Raw genomic sequence first — 16,247 nt, 5'->3', positions numbered from 1 at the left:
CTTTCCTTCTATTCTTTTTTGAAATTAATATACAATATTTTTCGTTTCATTTATCAAAATATTCCTAAAAGAATATTACAAGAATGTAAAAATTCTAGCGGAACCTATCAAAATATTGTCATATCTTTTCTACGTGAATTCCTGTACGATATTACAAAATAAACTGACATACGCAAAGGAACGTTTTTGTATTTTTTCACATGTCAAGGAGGGCTTCATATGAACGATTTTATTTTTCCAATACGTAATGATGAGGCAAAGTATAAACAGATTTATCAGCAATTAAAAACCTTAATTGAGCAAGGAAACTTAAAGTCAGATGACTCTCTCCCTTCTATACGAAGGCTGGCAGAGACGTTACAAGTCAGTCGGAATACTACTTTGACTGCTTATGAGCAGCTTGTAGCAGAAGGATACATACGTGGAGAAGGACGCAAGGGCTATTTCGTCAATGTATTGGAGCAAGTCTTTTTACAGCAAGAAGAGTCCTCCCCGCTTACGCCAAGCGCAAAGCAAGAATGTCCGCCTATAAAGATTGATTTTCGGGCTGGGGCTGTTGATCAAGCATATTTTCCGCTCAAAACCTGGAGACAGTTTGCCAATCGAGCACTTCAGTTAGAAGAAAGTTTTGTCTATGGTGAACCTTTTGGGGAACCTTTATTAAAAGAGCAGCTTGTTCAATACTTATTACAAGCACGTGGGGTCAAATGCGAAGCTGATGATATTATTATTGGTAGCAGTACACAGCAAATGTTACTGTATCTCGGTTGTATGTTAAAGCATGATTTTTCCAGTGTCATTGTCGAGGACCCAGGCTATATCGGTGCACGACGATCGTTTCACGTAAACGGTTTTGATTTGGAAGCACTGTCCGTTTTAGAGCAAGGTGCTCAGCTTCACTTATTGTCAGAAATGCAATCACGACTCCTATATATTACACCTTCTCACCATTTTCCTTACGGTGTTACCATGTCCATTCAGCAACGTCAAACGGTTATCCAATGGGCAAAGAAAGTGGATGGATACATTATCGAGGACGATTATGACAGTGAATTTCGCTATGCACAGCAGCCGTTTCCTGCACTTGCATCCATCGATCATTCACGTGTTATTTATCTCGGGACTTTTTCAAAATCGTTTTTACCTGGTATTCGACTAAGCTATATGGTGCTACCTAAATCACTTCTACATCGTTACAAAGAACAGTTTATTGAGTTTGAACAAAATGCATCCTCACTTCATCAATTAACGATGGCAGCCTTTATGGAAAATGGTGAGTGGACACGTCATATTAAAAGAATGCGTCTTATCTATAAACAGAAAATGAGCTATCTTGTAGAGCAGCTACAACAACAATTTGGTGCCTATATTACGATACTTGGAGAACATTCGGGCCTTTATGTATTGGTAAAGCTGCATGTCCAACAAACAGAAGAACAGCTCATCCAATCTGCAGAAAAATATGGTGTTCAAGTATATCCAACAAGCCCATACTTTCTTAAACAATTCACGGCTGAACCAATATTACAATTAGGCTTTAGTAAGTTAGCTATTGAGGACATCAAGCAAGGGGTTCAACTATTAGTAAAAGCGTGGCAGCTATCTTCAAACAACGAATAAAAAACGCAGGAACGTTATATTTCTGCGTTTTTTTATGTATTATTTTTGTGCGTATTTTTGTAAATGCTTTGGTATTGTACGAAGATCCATCAAGAAAGGCATCATCATAAGTAGTACAATTAAATAGAGCGCAATCCCGATTGCTACAGCGGAGCCTTTAACTTCATCATCAACCACATAAGGCATTGTAATATAAGGTACAAATACCAATAGTAAAATAGAAATGCGTGTCATTGATGTGAACATTTGTTTTTTCGCACAATATGGACAGCTAATGAATCGTGAAAATGTCACAATCGAACGCATCGACTGCTTCCAAGTCCATTTCTCCTTACATTCAATACATTTCGGCATACAATACATCCCCTCCATTCACTAATTATGCCATATTGTGGAGAATAGAAGTACTAATTTAAAGTAAAAAAGAATTTGCACAGGCATTTACTGTACAAATTCTTTTAAAAATAATCAATAAACGTTGGGATTCCTACTGGTAATACTACTTCTAAAAGCGCCATTTCCATTGCTTCACCTTGTAACCGTTCAATTTTCTCCAAATAGCTAGGGCGTTTATACCCAAGTAGCATCGTCGCTAATGTTTGAACTGTCAGTTGAATAGCATTCTCGGACAGTTGTTCACTAATCTTATCAACTGCTACTTCTCCGTTTTGTACTGTTACGACAAACGTACCGTTATTCCAAGCTACAATGCGATCGCTTACAGCGAAGCGCAACTGAAAATCGTTCCCTACAAACGGGTACCGCAGTAAAAATTCCTTTACGTCCACAATACGCGCCATAAAATAAGGAGAAACTTTTTGAATAATTTCGCTATCCTCAAGTAAAAATGCTACCGCTTCATTGCCCGTCGTTTTGCCATATACATTGTAAACCATTGAGCTATGTGCTGAGACAAAATTCCATAACCCTTTTCGAGCTTCTTCCTGTAAATAAACGATTTCATCAATATAAAAATTTTCTTCCATAATACGATAGAACATATAGCCTTGAGGCTCATCTTCCTCATCATAATAGACTGCTGCCTGCAGTTTGACATCACTATCTATAAATTTTTCTTCCCAAAAATCTTCTTGAAATTTTTCATTCCAGGCTATGCTGTTTCGCACCATTACACCATGTGTCTTTATTGCATAACGTGCATAAATTGCAACAACATCTTTATCTTTAGGATCGACACGACGAATTTTGCCATTTAAACCACCATAATGAGGAAGTTGTGTATCCTTCACTTGAAATTCCACAATATCACTCATAATTTCCCAGCCTTTTTTGCGGTAATATGGAATAGAATAAGGGAATAAATAAGATATATACCGTCCTTCCTCACGCATTTGTTCTAGACACTTGATAATGAGACTTTCCATTAAGCCATGTCTAGAATATTCAGGGTACGTGCCAACAGCCGTTATCCCACCCATTTCATAAAACTTCCCATGTACATTGATTTGAAAAGGTAAATTTAAAATTTGTGATACTAGTTGAGAGCCATCAAACCACCCAAAAGCATGCCCTTCGTCAAACTGTTTACTTTTGGCATTAACGAAACGACGATCTTTATGAATAGACATAGACATTTGAAATACGTAATTTAACAAATCGATGGATTGGGCCATCTCATCTAGTCGTATTTCTCGCATTACTAAACCTTTCCGTTGATTCATGTTTTTCTCTCCTCATTAAATAGCTCTGCAAAAATGGTTTCAGGAGCATTTAAAAATCTCTTCGTTACAATATAATGTATAGTTTCTTCGTATCGGACGGATTCAATCCCTCCTTCTTCAAAACTGTAAATAGTAGCATTCGGATAGCCGAGTAAAATGGGTGAATGTGTGGCAATAATAAATTGGGCTTCACGCTCTAAATCCTTCATTATTTTAAGAAGACTCAGTTGTCTTGTAGGTGATAAAGCTGCTTCTGGCTCATCAAGTAAATAAATCGCCTTACCTTTAAAACGATTCATAAATAGCGCTAAAAAGGATTCTCCATGTGATTGTTGATGAAGGGATTTACCTCCAAATGCAGCATACTTATTAGGATGATATTCTAACAAATCGATATGGCTTGCAAATTGATAAAACGTTTCTGAACGTAGAAAAAAGCCGTTAGAAACTTTAGGCAACCATGATAACCGTATATAGTCCCCTAGCGCAGCTTCTGCTTTATGTACTTCATAACTGTTTTGCCGTCCACCACCTGCTGTATTAAAATCACAGCGATCTGCAATTGCTTCGAGAAGTGTTGATTTCCCAGAGCCATTTTCCCCAACAAAAAATGTCACATTCGTTGGAAACTCAAGCTCTTGTAAATCCTGCAAACTGGGTATATTAAAAGGATATTGTCGTTTATCCTCTATGTTGTCCTGTAAAACCTTACATGATTTTAAATACATTGTATTGCCTCCTTCATGATAGTATAACTCGCTGATGCTACTCTGAAACGGTCCTTCTTTCTAAATACAAACTAATAATACCAGCTATGAATAATAAGATGATACCTATTAAAGAAATAGGCGACCACGTAAGCCTAGAATCAAATAGTTGGAAGAAAAAAGTGAAAATTGGGACAAAGCATAAACTCATCATCACCATTAAAGGAGAACAATTCCGAATACCTATTTGCAATAAATACATTGGAAGCATGACACCCGTTGCTGTAACAGCAAGTATCCAGCCAATATTTCCTGAGAAATACTTTAAAAATTCATCGTATGTAGCTAAAAAAGATAATAAAATTATGCCATAATAACGATTGGCCAAAATCATAGAAGTTGTCCAGCCAGCCTCATTTAATTTTTTTGAATATACGGTACATAAAACAGCACCAAGCCCACAGCTAATACTCGCTATTAAAGCTATGATGACAGGCATTGTTATGTCCAACTTGACTGCTGAGCTTCCGCTAAGTACAGAGACAATCAGTACACTACACGCAATCAGTGTGCCAATGGCAATTAACCACTGGGACCTTGGAATTGATTCCTTTGCAATGACCGCCAGAACTAGGACAAATAATGGACCGATACCCATCTCAAGTGCACTGACTATGGCTGATTCCACGTATTTTAATGCAAAATAAAAACACATAAAAGCTAGAACGGACGCTCCATTTAATTTCAATACATAGCCGATTGTTCCTTGCCATTTATAAGGTTTTTTATGTATACGTGCAAAAAATGCAAAATAGCATGTCGTCAGAAAAAAACTAATACCTGTAAATAAAAATGCAGGTACTTCTTGTACTTGCTTGGCATAAAACACTTGACTCATTGCCGTCAAGAGCGCTGATAAAATCAGTGCTAGCAGCCCTATCGTTGTAATGCGTTTCTTCGTAATAACCATTCTGTCTCCCACCCCTTGTCATTATTTCCTAAAATAAAAAAACTCCATCTCTAATAAATATAGAGACGAAGTTATCCGCGGTACCACTCTGTTTAGCATATATGCTCACTTTGACTATAACGGTAGTTGCCGTTTATACCTACTTTTTTCAGTATAAAAACTCCTGGACGAGTTCACGAATCCTTTACGATGATTTTCACCAGCCACCATCTCTCTGTAAGTAAATCACATTCGCTACTTTTCCCAATCATTGTTAATTATTAACGTCCATAATAAGTTATTTAATTATTCTCGTCAAGGTTTTACGAAGATTGTGACATCATAATATCAGTTGCATATAACCCTTTAAACGACAACACACCTATAGTTAGCTAATTTTACTTTAGTACATCAGGTACCATTCGATTAAAAAAGTTTCCTAGCTGTAGGCTAGAAGACTTTTTACATCATATGGGATTTTATCAGCTAACCTTTGTTATTTTGCATTTTTATCAGGCTGATGAATACCAAATACATTGCCTTCAGTATCTGTATAATATCCTTGCCATGCCATTCCTGGAAGAGCATATTTAGGAATGGCTATCTTACCACCATTGTTCATAATTTTTGCTTCTGTTGCATCGTAATTTTCCACACCCATTGTACAAGCAAATCCATTCAACGCTTGATTTGGTGCTGGAGGGGGACCTTGCCGTTGCATTAAGGCACCATTAATGCCAAGTTCATCCTCGCCACCTGTTACAGCACCAAAATACGGCATGCCAGCGTAGTCACTCCAATCTTCAAATGACCATCCAATAATATTGCCATAGAAATCCTTTGCTCGCTCCATGTCACTTACATGAATTTCAAAATGAACTAATCTCCCCATAATATCCTCCTAAATGCAATAGAATATATTTACTATAATTCATTTTTTTGTAGATAGGAAATATAATGGATTGCTTGTAAGCTTCCAGTTGTAGCGGCTATAATGTTCTATGCTTTTAGCTGGCGTAATAATATATTATCGGTTTGTATCTTGCGTTACCTTTCTTCCAGGATAAAACTTCATTTGTTCATCACCTTTATGTTCTTTTGCGGTCATAGTAATTGGTTTTATTTTTAGCACCACCGTTTTACTACCTAAAGAAGATATATATTTATCGACATGCGCTTTCGATAAAGCGACTTCATAATAATTCGGGACATATTTATCAAGCATTTCTTGCATTGCTGCTGTTGCTTCATCTAAATCCGTAACAATTTCAACGTTTCCATTGGCGATAACGCTCATATAAGCCGTATCAGTATTCGCAGGAACTGGATCTGCGATAGTTCCGTAAATTTCACATACTGTAATACATGCATTCGTATTATTTTTTAAAATATTAATTTTTCTTCCTTCGTTTGCGCCATGAATATAAAAGTTTCCGTTCTTAAATACAAAATTCAATGGAATTACATATGGCATATTGTCATCCACTAACCCTAGAAAAATGGTTTGAGCTTGTCGTAAAAAATGATTGATTTGTCCCTCATCTGTAAATGTTCTTTTCCCCATACGAATTTTTGTTTCCATCCTTATCACTTCTCCCTATTTAACAAGTATAATAATTTGCTTACTTCTATAGCGAGTCTATAGCAGGATAGCCCTTTAAAAAAGGGACAGTTTGATGAAAACGAATGGGTACAACGTAAATTTTTCATCCTGTGTTATTAGGATTACACTTACCGCTTTAGCAGTTCCTATAACGCTTGCAAAACAATTTCTTCACTGCTCACGGTAAAATAATTTTAGCTGTGCGACTATCATAATACTAATGACGACAAGTAAAAACCAAGAGCTAATTTTTCCGAAATGAACAATCGTCCATCCCATTTCTTGGTTAGGATATGACCAAGCACCAAAAAATGTTGCAATATTTTCAGCGATCCAAATAAAAAACCCAATTAAAAGGAATGATGCAACAATAGGCATCTTATAAATGTTTTGTCGTATTGTAAATTTAACAACTGTTCGAGAAAATACGAAAAAAAGTAAAGCTATTAGCAGCCATCTAAAGTCATATATAAAATGGTGTGTGAAGAAATTTAAGTAAATCATAGCTCCTAACGGAATGGCAATATAACTTCTTGGCCAATTCAAAATCTTCAAATCAAACCTACGCCAAGCTTGGCAAATGTAACTTGCCACACTTGCATACATAAAGCCGCTATATAAGGGCACACCACCAATTTTTAACCACGCCTCTTCTGGATAAGACCAAGAATGAAAGTTCACTTTATATAATTCTAGTAAAAGACCAATAATATGAAACGAACAGATTACTTTTATTTCATCTTTAGATTCTAGACCAAATTTATACATCAAATATTGTGTCATAAGACAAATAACGAGAATAAAATCATATCTTGAAAGTGGTAAATGGCTAACCTTTGACAGCGCAAGCGTAACAAATATGACAACAGGAAAAATACAAGATAAGGATTGATGGTACGTAAAGTACACTAAGTCTTTAAAAAATTTTTTCAATATACATTCACCTCATGTAACTAAGTACGAGAAAATTTATCATTACTTGTATGAAGAATAAATGATATTTTATTTTATTTCAATGTTTTTTTATCGAAAAACGATAAATATATTTACTTATTTTTGAAACATTTTTTTATAAGTAACGTCTTTTGTAAACCTAAATAAAACAAGAGTAGCCACATGATTGCAGCTACTCTTGTCCTTTTAAAGAAACATTTTTTGGTCTAATTTTAACTGTACTTCTTGTTGGCTTACTTTTATTACCTTCGTTTTCTTCACTTTTACATAATAAACGATATAACAGCCGATGAAGAATGCGCCTCCACAATATAGAGCTAATCGTTGCGACGGATCAAAGGCTAAGCTTGCCATAACTATACAATTCGCTACTAAGCCTAAAATTGGCACGAGTGGATATAGTGGCGCTTTGAATTTTAAATCTTCCACTTTACCACCTTGACGAACATATGAACGTCTAAAGGCAATTTGCGATGCTGTAATCGCAATCCAACCGATTTGAGCACCTAAACCTGCTAGCGATAATAGCCAAACAAACACTGTTTTTGCAGCGAATACACTTGATAATAGAGATAACCCTGCTACAGCAAGTGTAATTAATAATGCATTCATCGGAATGCCTCTTTTATTCACTTTCCCTAAAACAGGGCTAGCCATCTTTTCAACAGATAGAGAGAACAACATACGAGTTGCCGCATATAAACCAGAGTTTGCAACCGATAATAGAGCAGTCAAAATAACAAAGTTCATAATATCAGCTGCATAAGGAATGCCTATACTGTCCAGTACTACTACGAATGGACTTTCAACAACACCTGCTTTATCCATTGGAATTATCGCGGCAAGAATGACAACAGATAGGACAAAGAAGAACAATGTACGCCAAACTGTTTGTTTAATAGATTTAGGAATTGTCTTTTCTGGATTTTCACTTTCCCCAGCAGCAATACCAATTAACTCAGTCCCTTGGAATGAAAAATTCACCGTAATCATTGTAATCAATAATGCTGTTACACCATTTGGAAATAGCCCATGCTCATAAAAATGCGTTAGAAATGGAGCGCTGGATCCGTCTTTCATATCAATAAGGCCAAACATAGCGGCTCCTCCAACAATTAGGAACATAATAATAGCCAATATTTTTATGCTAGAGAAAACAAATTCTGCTTCACCAAAAGCTTTCGCTGATAAACCATTTAATAAAAAGAGCAAGGCACCAAATATTAAACACCACATCCATACTGGTGATTCAGGAAACCATCTTTGCATAAGTTGTCCAGCCCCTAAAAATTCGAGGGCAACTGTAACTGCCCACCCTAGCCAATAAAGCCACCCAACGGCAAATCCAGTAGCAGGACCAATAAACTTCGTCGTATATGTTTGAAACGACCCAGATACTGGCATAGCAACAGACAATTCACCCAAACAAAGCATCGTTAGATACATTACTAACCCGCCTACTAAATAAGAAAGAATAGCACCAGTTGGCCCAGCTTGATTTATAGTAAAACCTGATCCAAGAAAGAAGCCAGTTCCAATGCATCCTCCTAGGGAAATCATAAATAAGTGTCTAGCTTTCATACTTCTTTTTAATTCATGTTGTTCTGTTGCCATAAAATAACCCCTTACCCGATTATCATGTAAGCACTTTCTTTTTAAAGTGCCAAAAGATAATGATGATAAATATTAATAGAAGTAATTTTAAAATTACTTCTATTTTGTGAACAGTCAATTTTCTGACAAAGAAAAGTACTTAAATAGTCTAGAGCATTCGTTCCGTCTATTGTAAACTACAATTAGGGAGAGCTATTTTCTTAAATTTGGTTGTCGCGACCTCATTTTACTAAAAAAGTTCTTCCTTATCAGCAAATTGTTTTTCCCCAATCCATTGTTTAAAGTAATGTATCGCCAAATAAAGAGCTAATTAAAGCGACCGCAGCAATAGCTGTTTTATTATACTGATCTAATACTGGGTTTGTCTCTACAAACTCTGCCGAAGTGATAATATTGGCTTCTGATAGCATTTCCATAGCTAAATGACTTTCACGATAGCTAATGCCACCTGCAACTGGTGTTCCTACTCCTGGTGCATCGTTTGGATCAAGGCCATCTAAATCTAAAGATAAATGAACACCATCTGTATGTTCCTTTAAATAATTTATTGTTTCTGACATTACTGTCGTCATACCTAAACGATCGATTTCATGCATCGTGTACACTTTAATGCCAATTTCTTTAATAAGTTTTTTCTCTCCTGGATCTAAATCACGAGCGCCAATAATTACTACATTTTCTGGCTTTACTTTTGGCGCATAACCACCGATATTCGTAAGTGCAGGATGTCCAAGACCTAAGCTTACCGCTAAAGACATTCCATGAATATTTCCAGAGGGAGATGTTTCACCTGTGTTTAAATCACCATGGGCATCATACCAAATAACGCCTAAGTTCTCATAATGTTTCGAAACACCTGCTAATGTTCCAATCGCAATACTATGATCTCCTCCTAAAACTAAAGGAAAGCGATTAGAGGAAATAACTTGATCTACTTTTTGACCAAGCTTGTCATTAGCATCCGCTACCGTTTTTAAATTTTTTAAGTTTGTTGTTGTGTCTATCTTTTCTTCTTTATTTACGAATTCGATATTCAAATCCCCTAAATCATCAATCGCATAGCCGAGCCCTTCAAGTCGATCTGTTAATCCAGCATATCGAATAGCACTCGGTCCCATGTCTACCCCTCTTCTAGTTTGCCCCAGATCCATAGGTACCCCAATAATTGTAACTTCTTTACGCATGATATTTTCTCCTCTCCAATAATTACTTTCACAGTATAAAGAAAATGAAAAATTGACTCAACTCGACATTATTTTTAATTTTTATACAGTTTAGATTATTAGAAACATAGATTTCATCTTGCATAAATGAATGCATAAACACAATAATAGTGAATAAAGATACTTATTTTTACAATTTTATATGTTTTTTTGTCAGAAATATCAAAAATAAAAGATTAAAACTATATAATTTTATTGTTTTTTTAGAAAATTAAAACGTTGTTTACAGGTTTTATATCAATATAATGTAAAATTATTTAAAATATTTATATATTTGTATAAGAATAATAGCGATATTTTTTAATAATTTAATAAAATAAAACCAGAATCTCATTTTTTTAAAGTGAGTTCTGGTTTAAAATTTTTGTATGAATAATTTTTCATCTGATTGGATTTCCGCATAAAATACTTCTTCGACATTTTTAATTCCTACTTTAGTTAATTCCCTTTTTAGCCATTCTTTATTTTTCCCTACTTCTAATAAATTTCTTTTTAATAATTTGCCGTCTGATATTATTTCTATAGGTAAAAACGGTGGATTTTTAGGTGCAATGTTTAGGTCTATCTTTTGTGTGCCTTGAAATTGAGGTTTCTTCAGAATACTCAGCGTGCCGTTCGGTTCAAGTATTGCAAAATCGATTTCATCGATCGAAAAAACTTGATATTGCCTTATCATCATTGTTAAGTCATCGATATTGACGCCTGTCCTTTTCAATGCTTTTTTATCGATTTTGCCGTGTTTTATTACGATTGTAGGCTGACCATCAAGTATCATCCTTATTTTTCCTGATTTCAGACTTATATAGCCAATAAGTGTTGTTAACGAACACCATATAACCAAGCTCAGTAAATCTTTTGTGTAATCTTTTGTACTAAGAACAATCATATTAGCGGCAATGGAGCCAATTGTTATGCCTGTTACATAGTTAAAAAACGTAAGTTGGCTTAATTGTTTTTTTCCTAAAAAACGTGTTAATGCAAGAAGGACAAAAAAAGTTATGACTGTTTCTATTGCTATTTGTAAGTAACTTACATCTTTCATGCCTCCACTCCTATCTATTCAATAGAATGTGTTATGCATAAAATAAAATACTAAAACTCGGCACTAATTAGCGATTTTCATCAGAATTTTCTAATGATCGGTATAATGTTGATTTACTAATACCTGTTTCATTTTTAATATCATGTAATGTGAAATTTCCCGAATGGTACATCGAAATAGCTTTTTGAATGTTTACATCTGGTTTCCTCGGTCTACCAATTGTCTTACCGTGCTCTCTTGCATTGGCAATGCCGATTAGAGCTGACTGCTTTGCAACATCTGTTTGGAATTGAATATAATGTTTCATCATTTGTTGTAATGTACATGTTAAAGGTTGATTATTAGAAATAGCCTCATTACAAAATTGAATGCTTACGCTGTCTTTTTCACAAATGTTAAGGATATCTTGTAGTTGTCTTGTCGTGTCTGCAAGTGCAACCATTCGTTCAACTATAATCGTATCCCCTTGTTGTATTGCCATCAGCATTTCTTCTAGTTGATGTCGCTTTTTAGGTGAAGCATGCGGTTCACGATATATAGTTTGGCATTTTTCAGATATAGCTTTTAACTGTTTTTCACAGGTTTCATCATTATATAAAGGTCGTACATAACCGAAAATCATCAATTTTCCTCCTTATATTGTCTCAAAAAGGTTCCATTTTGGGAATATGAATGGTATGATACTCAAAGAATTTTCATATTAAGGAGTACATCATGCAAAGTTTAAAACAACAATGGTTTGGAAATATCCGAGGCGATCTATTAGCAGGCATTGTCGTAGCACTTGCTCTTATCCCAGAAGCCATTGCCTTTTCTATCATCGCTGGCGTTGATCCAATGGTAGGGTTATATGCATCTTTTTGTATCGCTGTCACAATCGCGTTTGTCGGTGGTAGACCTGGTATGATTTCAGCAGCTACAGGCGCAATGGCACTTGTAATAGCCCCATTAGTAAAAGATTACGGACTAAATTATTTACTAGCTGCCACAATTTTAACAGGCATTATTCAACTAATTTTTGGTATGTTAAAAATAGCAAAATTAATGAAATTCATTCCCAATGCTGTAATGATTGGCTTCGTTAATTCATTAGCTATTTTAATCTTTTTAGCACAAGTCCCTCAAATTATTGGAATGTCTACCATGACATATATCTTTGTCGCATTGACACTATTACTTTTGTATACTTTACCACGTTATATTCAAGTAATACCAGCACCACTTATAGCAATCATCGTCTTAACTACTATCGCGATTTATAGTGGCGTTGATTTACGAACAATTGGTGATTTAGGTGTTATAACGCAAACGCTACCGACATTCGCCATTCCGAATGTGCCGTTCACGTTTGAAACATTAAAAATTATTTTCCCCTATTCGCTTGCATTAGCCATCGTCGGTCTAATCGAATCTTTATTAACTGCCCAAATCGTGGATGACATGACGGGGACGGAAAGTGAAAAGAATAAAGAAGCGAGAGGACAAGGTATTGCTAATTTCATTAATGGATTTTTTGGAGGAATGGCTGGTTGTGCGATGATTGGTCAATCTGTCATTAATGTAAAGTCTGGTGGACGAGGGCGTTTTTCAACCCTTATAGCTGGTTTATTTTTAATTTTTTTAATTCTCGTTTTAGGGGATTTAGTCGTCAAAATTCCTATGCCAGTATTAGTAGGCGTTATGATTATGGTATGTATCGGTACATTTGATTGGAATTCATTCAAGTATTTAGTGAAGGCCCCTCCTAGTGATGCAATTGTTATGCTAGTTACAGTGATCATCGTAGTATACACGCATGATTTATCGAAAGGCGTTATTGCAGGGGTTGTATTAAGTGCTATTTTCTTTGTAGTAAAAATTTCAACATTGAAAGTAGCAAAAAATGGAGATATTTACAAAATAGAAGGTCCATTATTTTTTGCTGCCACACATAACTTCGTTCATTACTTCAAAAAAATTGAAAGCATAGATTCTAAAGTTACTATAGATTTTAGCAATAGTCGACTATGGGATGATTCTGCTGTAGGTGCCTTGCATAAAGTAAAACATTTACTTCAAGCAAAAGGAATTAAAGTAGAAATAACAGGACTCGATACTTCAAGTCAAAAATTAATAACTCGAATAGACAGTATAACTTCTTCTCACTAAAGACCCAAGGAATTCCTGCTTACTTTTGCGGAATTCCTTGTTTATTTTCTTCCGCGGGATTATACCTCTCTTCCGCGGAATTACTCCTCAGACGCGGGATTACTCCTTCCTTTCGCGGAATTATACCTCTCTTCCGCGGGATTCTACCTTCCTTCCGCGGAATTACACCTCAGACGCGGGATTACTCCTTCCTTTCGCGGAATTACGCCTCTCTTCCGCGGAATTACTCCTCAGACGCGGGATTACTCCTTCCTTTCGCGGAATTATACCTCTCTTCCGCGGAATTATACCTCTCTTCCGCGGAATTCTACCGTCCTTCCGCGGAATTACTCCTCAGACGCGGGATTACTCCTCCCTTTCGCGGAATTCTACCCATCTTCCGCGGGATTACGCCTCAGACACGGAATTCAACCTTCCTTCCGCGAATATTAAATAATTACATTCATCTCATTTTAACAATATTTGGTGTATGATTTAAGTATTGTTTATTAATTACCTAATTGATAAAACTGGGGGATATAGCATGAAAAATAGGAAAAGCTGGTTTCGAATGTGGAAAATCCTTTCCTTTGCATTTTCCATGATTATTCAAGTTTATTGGTATCGCTTTAGAAAAAAATCGGATGCACAATGGGAATTGTTATGGGAAAAGCTTGGTCGACAATTTCGCCAGACACTATTTGAGCTGGAAGGTGTATTAATTAAAGTTGGGCAACTTTTAAGTATTCGTGAAGACTTATTGCCAAAAAGTTTTATTAGTCAAATTCAAGATTTAGTTGATCAAGTACCTCCCTCTCCTTGGGAAGACATTCAATGCGTATTGGAAAAAGAATGGGGCAAACCGATAGACAACGTACTTCTTTCCATCGAGCCAAAGGCAGTGGCTTCTGCCTCTATTGGTGAAGTTTATCGCGGAAGGCTAAAAGACGGAACAAATGTAGCTATTAAAGTCCAACGGCCATCCATCCCATCAATTATGCGAACTGATTTTCGTTCATTAGCCATTATTATTTCATTTGCTCAATATTTTGCTCCTATTCCAAAAGGATTTATTAATTTTAGAATGCTCTTTAATGAACTCAAATCTGTTATAGGACGTGAATTGGATTTCAAAAAAGAGTTAGATACAATGAAGCATTTCAGAGAACGCTTTGAAGACATCCATCAGCTTACGATTCCAACTGCTTATCCCGATATTAGTACATCACAAGTATTAGTAATGGATTGGATAGATGGTGTTAGAATAACTGATAGTGTATTTTTATCAACAAATCATATTGATAAAGAAGTTTTATCTAAGCAATTATTGCGCGCCTTCTTGCCTCAATGGTTAGAGGCGGGCATGTTTCATGCGGATCCACATGCTGGAAATGTTTTAGTAAAGGCAGATGGTACAATTGTACTTCTTGATTTTGGAATGGTAGGCGAAATATCAAGAAAAGATGCAGCTAATTTCCAAAATTTAATGCAGGCCATTTTTCTGAAAAATTATGCACAAGCAGCAGAGACATTAAAGAGTTTAGGTTTTTTACTACCAGGAGCAGATTTGAAAGTCATTGAAAATCTACTTAAGGAAGTACTCTTATTAGATGTAAATAAGGTAAAAGAAATGGACTTATTCGCCGTCAAAAAAGAAATGAACGACATTTTAAAACTACTTCCTATACAAGTACCTACACGATTTATTTTTTTAGGCCGCTCCTTTGTGACAATTGAAGGTTTACTGTTAACCATAAATCCAGAAAAAGAAATTTTAGATATCATTAAACCAGTATTTACTGATTGGGTAAAGCAAGGAAGCTCAAATAATTGGAAGTCTGTATTACAATGGCTCAATGCGTTACCGATTTTTAAAGTATTTCATTCTTTATACGATCTCGTGGAAACACCCCAGCGCTTATTAATCCAAAAGGAAAATTTGCAGTACAGAGAATTTGTCTTTTCTGTCTATGAAAATCAAAAAAGGCAAATTTTCATATTAACTGTTTTAGCATTAGTCGGTATTTTCGTTGGCAAGTATTTGCATTATGCAATAGTGTATAAAGCATCCGCTGTGTTATTGTCACTCTCTATTCTTTTATATATTGTGAGTAGTTGGAGGCAACGAAAATGGTTAAAACGTATGTATAACAAAGCATTGTAAAAAACAGCGCCCATTCGCAGTGCATGAGTATTGCCTCCTAAAGTTTAGGAGGCATATTTTATTTCTGTTCGCCACGTTTTCCTATCTGTCTTTCCCTCTCTATCTATAGTTCTATATTCTTTCAATGTCTCATAAATTGACTAAAATACCGAATAAGGAGAACTGTAAATATGCATGTTGTTCATTTTTATGAAAATAAGTCCTCAATTTTAAATCAGTTATTAATACGCATTCCCACTGTGGATGAAAACCTCCAACTAAAAGGTCGGAAGGCAAAAGTAATCGATGTTATTCAAATCGATGAGCGACAGTATCATGTATTTGTGTTGTTTGAAAAAATACCGAAAAAACAACCTCTATCAAAAGATTTAGGGAAGAAAAAGAGATAATTTCTTCCCTATTTCCATAGGCGAAAAAGTTTATGAGCAGACAAAACGGGTAAGTTATAATATACTCACAAACCACATTGCGATTAATTCTCATTTAATCTAATTTATTAAGCAGAACAATTGACTTTTTAATTGATAACAATTATCATTATCATATAGATTTTTTCTCTAGT

At 35.5% G+C, this 16,247-nt stretch carries 15 protein-coding genes and 1 other annotated feature; of the genes, 4 read left to right on the top strand and 11 right to left on the bottom strand.

Features of this window, described 5'->3' with window-relative positions:
* Positions 1-219 precede the first annotated feature (219 nt).
* A complete protein-coding gene (locus FH508_RS10505; RefSeq protein WP_172771279.1) occupies positions 220-1,620 on the top strand; it encodes a MocR-like pyridoxine biosynthesis transcription factor PdxR in 1,401 nt (466 codons plus the stop codon).
* A gap of 39 nt (positions 1,621-1,659) precedes the next feature.
* Here FH508_RS10505 and FH508_RS10500 read toward each other — a convergent pair whose 3' ends face one another.
* From FH508_RS10500 to FH508_RS10450, 11 genes are all read right to left on the bottom strand, one after another.
* Positions 1,660-1,974: a TIGR04104 family putative zinc finger protein gene (locus tag FH508_RS10500; protein WP_172771278.1), complete on the bottom strand. Its 315-nt coding sequence runs from the start codon at positions 1,972-1,974 to the stop codon at positions 1,660-1,662.
* A 104-nt stretch (positions 1,975-2,078) separates the two neighbouring features.
* The gene (eis, locus tag FH508_RS10495) at positions 2,079-3,302 is read right to left on the bottom strand and encodes a GNAT family N-acetyltransferase (RefSeq protein WP_172771277.1); all 1,224 of its coding nucleotides are present in this window, start codon (positions 3,300-3,302) and stop codon (positions 2,079-2,081) included.
* Entirely contained in the window at positions 3,299-4,030 is a 732-nt protein-coding gene (locus FH508_RS10490; protein ID WP_172771276.1) for an AAA family ATPase, read from the bottom strand. The genes eis and FH508_RS10490 overlap by 4 nt, the downstream gene beginning before the upstream one ends.
* Before the next feature lie 37 nt (positions 4,031-4,067).
* A complete protein-coding gene (locus FH508_RS10485; RefSeq protein WP_172771275.1) occupies positions 4,068-4,979 on the bottom strand; it encodes a DMT family transporter in 912 nt (303 codons plus the stop codon).
* Between the two features lie 58 nt (positions 4,980-5,037).
* Positions 5,038-5,239 (bottom strand) — a binding site (T-box leader).
* A gap of 215 nt (positions 5,240-5,454) precedes the next feature.
* Complete coding sequence (locus tag FH508_RS10480; RefSeq protein ID WP_172771274.1) at positions 5,455-5,850, bottom strand: VOC family protein; 396 nt, start codon at positions 5,848-5,850, stop codon at positions 5,455-5,457.
* Positions 5,851-5,985: 135 nt separating this feature from the next.
* A complete protein-coding gene (locus tag FH508_RS10475) occupies positions 5,986-6,540 on the bottom strand; it encodes a pyridoxamine 5'-phosphate oxidase family protein (RefSeq protein WP_172771273.1) in 555 nt (184 codons plus the stop codon).
* A gap of 192 nt (positions 6,541-6,732) precedes the next feature.
* A complete protein-coding gene (locus tag FH508_RS10470; protein WP_172771926.1) occupies positions 6,733-7,497 on the bottom strand; it encodes a DUF817 domain-containing protein in 765 nt (254 codons plus the stop codon).
* Positions 7,498-7,701: 204 nt separating this feature from the next.
* Positions 7,702-9,129 (bottom strand): amino acid permease, encoded by a 1,428-nt coding sequence (locus FH508_RS10465; RefSeq protein WP_172771272.1) that lies wholly within the window; start codon positions 9,127-9,129, stop codon positions 7,702-7,704.
* Positions 9,130-9,407: 278 nt separating this feature from the next.
* The gene (rocF, locus tag FH508_RS10460; protein ID WP_172771271.1) at positions 9,408-10,313 is read right to left on the bottom strand and encodes an arginase; all 906 of its coding nucleotides are present in this window, start codon (positions 10,311-10,313) and stop codon (positions 9,408-9,410) included.
* Between the two features lie 394 nt (positions 10,314-10,707).
* A complete protein-coding gene (locus tag FH508_RS10455; RefSeq protein ID WP_172771270.1) occupies positions 10,708-11,394 on the bottom strand; it encodes a DUF421 domain-containing protein in 687 nt (228 codons plus the stop codon).
* A gap of 67 nt (positions 11,395-11,461) precedes the next feature.
* Positions 11,462-12,016, bottom strand: a complete 555-nt coding sequence (locus FH508_RS10450; protein WP_172771269.1) for a recombinase family protein — start codon at positions 12,014-12,016, stop codon at positions 11,462-11,464.
* 89 nt (positions 12,017-12,105) lie between these two features.
* Here FH508_RS10450 and FH508_RS10445 point away from each other — a divergent pair, with 89 nt between their 5' ends.
* The 3 genes from FH508_RS10445 to FH508_RS10435 all read left to right on the top strand — a co-directional run bounded on the left by FH508_RS10445 (position 12,106) and on the right by FH508_RS10435 (position 16,074).
* On the top strand, positions 12,106-13,542 hold the full coding sequence (locus tag FH508_RS10445; protein ID WP_172771925.1) for a SulP family inorganic anion transporter: 1,437 nt from the start codon (positions 12,106-12,108) through the stop codon (positions 13,540-13,542).
* A gap of 523 nt (positions 13,543-14,065) precedes the next feature.
* Complete coding sequence (locus FH508_RS10440) at positions 14,066-15,685, top strand: ABC1 kinase family protein (RefSeq protein WP_172771268.1); 1,620 nt, start codon at positions 14,066-14,068, stop codon at positions 15,683-15,685.
* 170 nt (positions 15,686-15,855) lie between these two features.
* On the top strand, positions 15,856-16,074 hold the full coding sequence (locus tag FH508_RS10435; protein WP_172771267.1) for a hypothetical protein: 219 nt from the start codon (positions 15,856-15,858) through the stop codon (positions 16,072-16,074).
* The last annotated feature ends 173 nt before the right edge of the window (positions 16,075-16,247 follow it).

Source organism: Lysinibacillus sp. CD3-6 (assembly GCF_006351725.2).
Classification (GTDB): Bacteria; Bacillota; Bacilli; order Bacillales_A; family Planococcaceae; genus Lysinibacillus.
The sequence above is the reverse complement of the archived record's forward strand: the minus strand, read 5'-3'. Positions and strand labels throughout refer to the sequence as shown.

Bases quoted from the DNA above. Each gene is read 5' to 3' on its own strand.
- FH508_RS10505 (WP_172771279.1), top strand. From the start codon at position 220: ATGAACGATTTTATTTTTCCAATACGTAATGATGAGGCAAAGTATAAA.
- FH508_RS10500 (WP_172771278.1), bottom strand. From the start codon at position 1,974: ATGCCGAAATGTATTGAATGTAAGGAGAAATGGACTTGGAAGCAGTCG.
- eis (WP_172771277.1), bottom strand. From the start codon at position 3,302: ATGAATCAACGGAAAGGTTTAGTAATGCGAGAAATACGACTAGATGAG.
- FH508_RS10490 (WP_172771276.1), bottom strand. From the start codon at position 4,030: ATGTATTTAAAATCATGTAAGGTTTTACAGGACAACATAGAGGATAAA.
- FH508_RS10485 (WP_172771275.1), bottom strand. From the start codon at position 4,979: ATGGTTATTACGAAGAAACGCATTACAACGATAGGGCTGCTAGCACTG.
- FH508_RS10480 (WP_172771274.1), bottom strand. From the start codon at position 5,850: ATGGGGAGATTAGTTCATTTTGAAATTCATGTAAGTGACATGGAGCGA.
- FH508_RS10475 (WP_172771273.1), bottom strand. From the start codon at position 6,540: ATGGAAACAAAAATTCGTATGGGGAAAAGAACATTTACAGATGAGGGA.
- FH508_RS10465 (WP_172771272.1), bottom strand. From the start codon at position 9,129: ATGGCAACAGAACAACATGAATTAAAAAGAAGTATGAAAGCTAGACAC.
- rocF (WP_172771271.1), bottom strand. From the start codon at position 10,313: ATGCGTAAAGAAGTTACAATTATTGGGGTACCTATGGATCTGGGGCAA.
- FH508_RS10455 (WP_172771270.1), bottom strand. From the start codon at position 11,394: ATGAAAGATGTAAGTTACTTACAAATAGCAATAGAAACAGTCATAACT.
- FH508_RS10450 (WP_172771269.1), bottom strand. From the start codon at position 12,016: ATGATTTTCGGTTATGTACGACCTTTATATAATGATGAAACCTGTGAA.
- FH508_RS10440 (WP_172771268.1), top strand. From the start codon at position 14,066: ATGAAAAATAGGAAAAGCTGGTTTCGAATGTGGAAAATCCTTTCCTTT.
- FH508_RS10435 (WP_172771267.1), top strand. From the start codon at position 15,856: ATGCATGTTGTTCATTTTTATGAAAATAAGTCCTCAATTTTAAATCAG.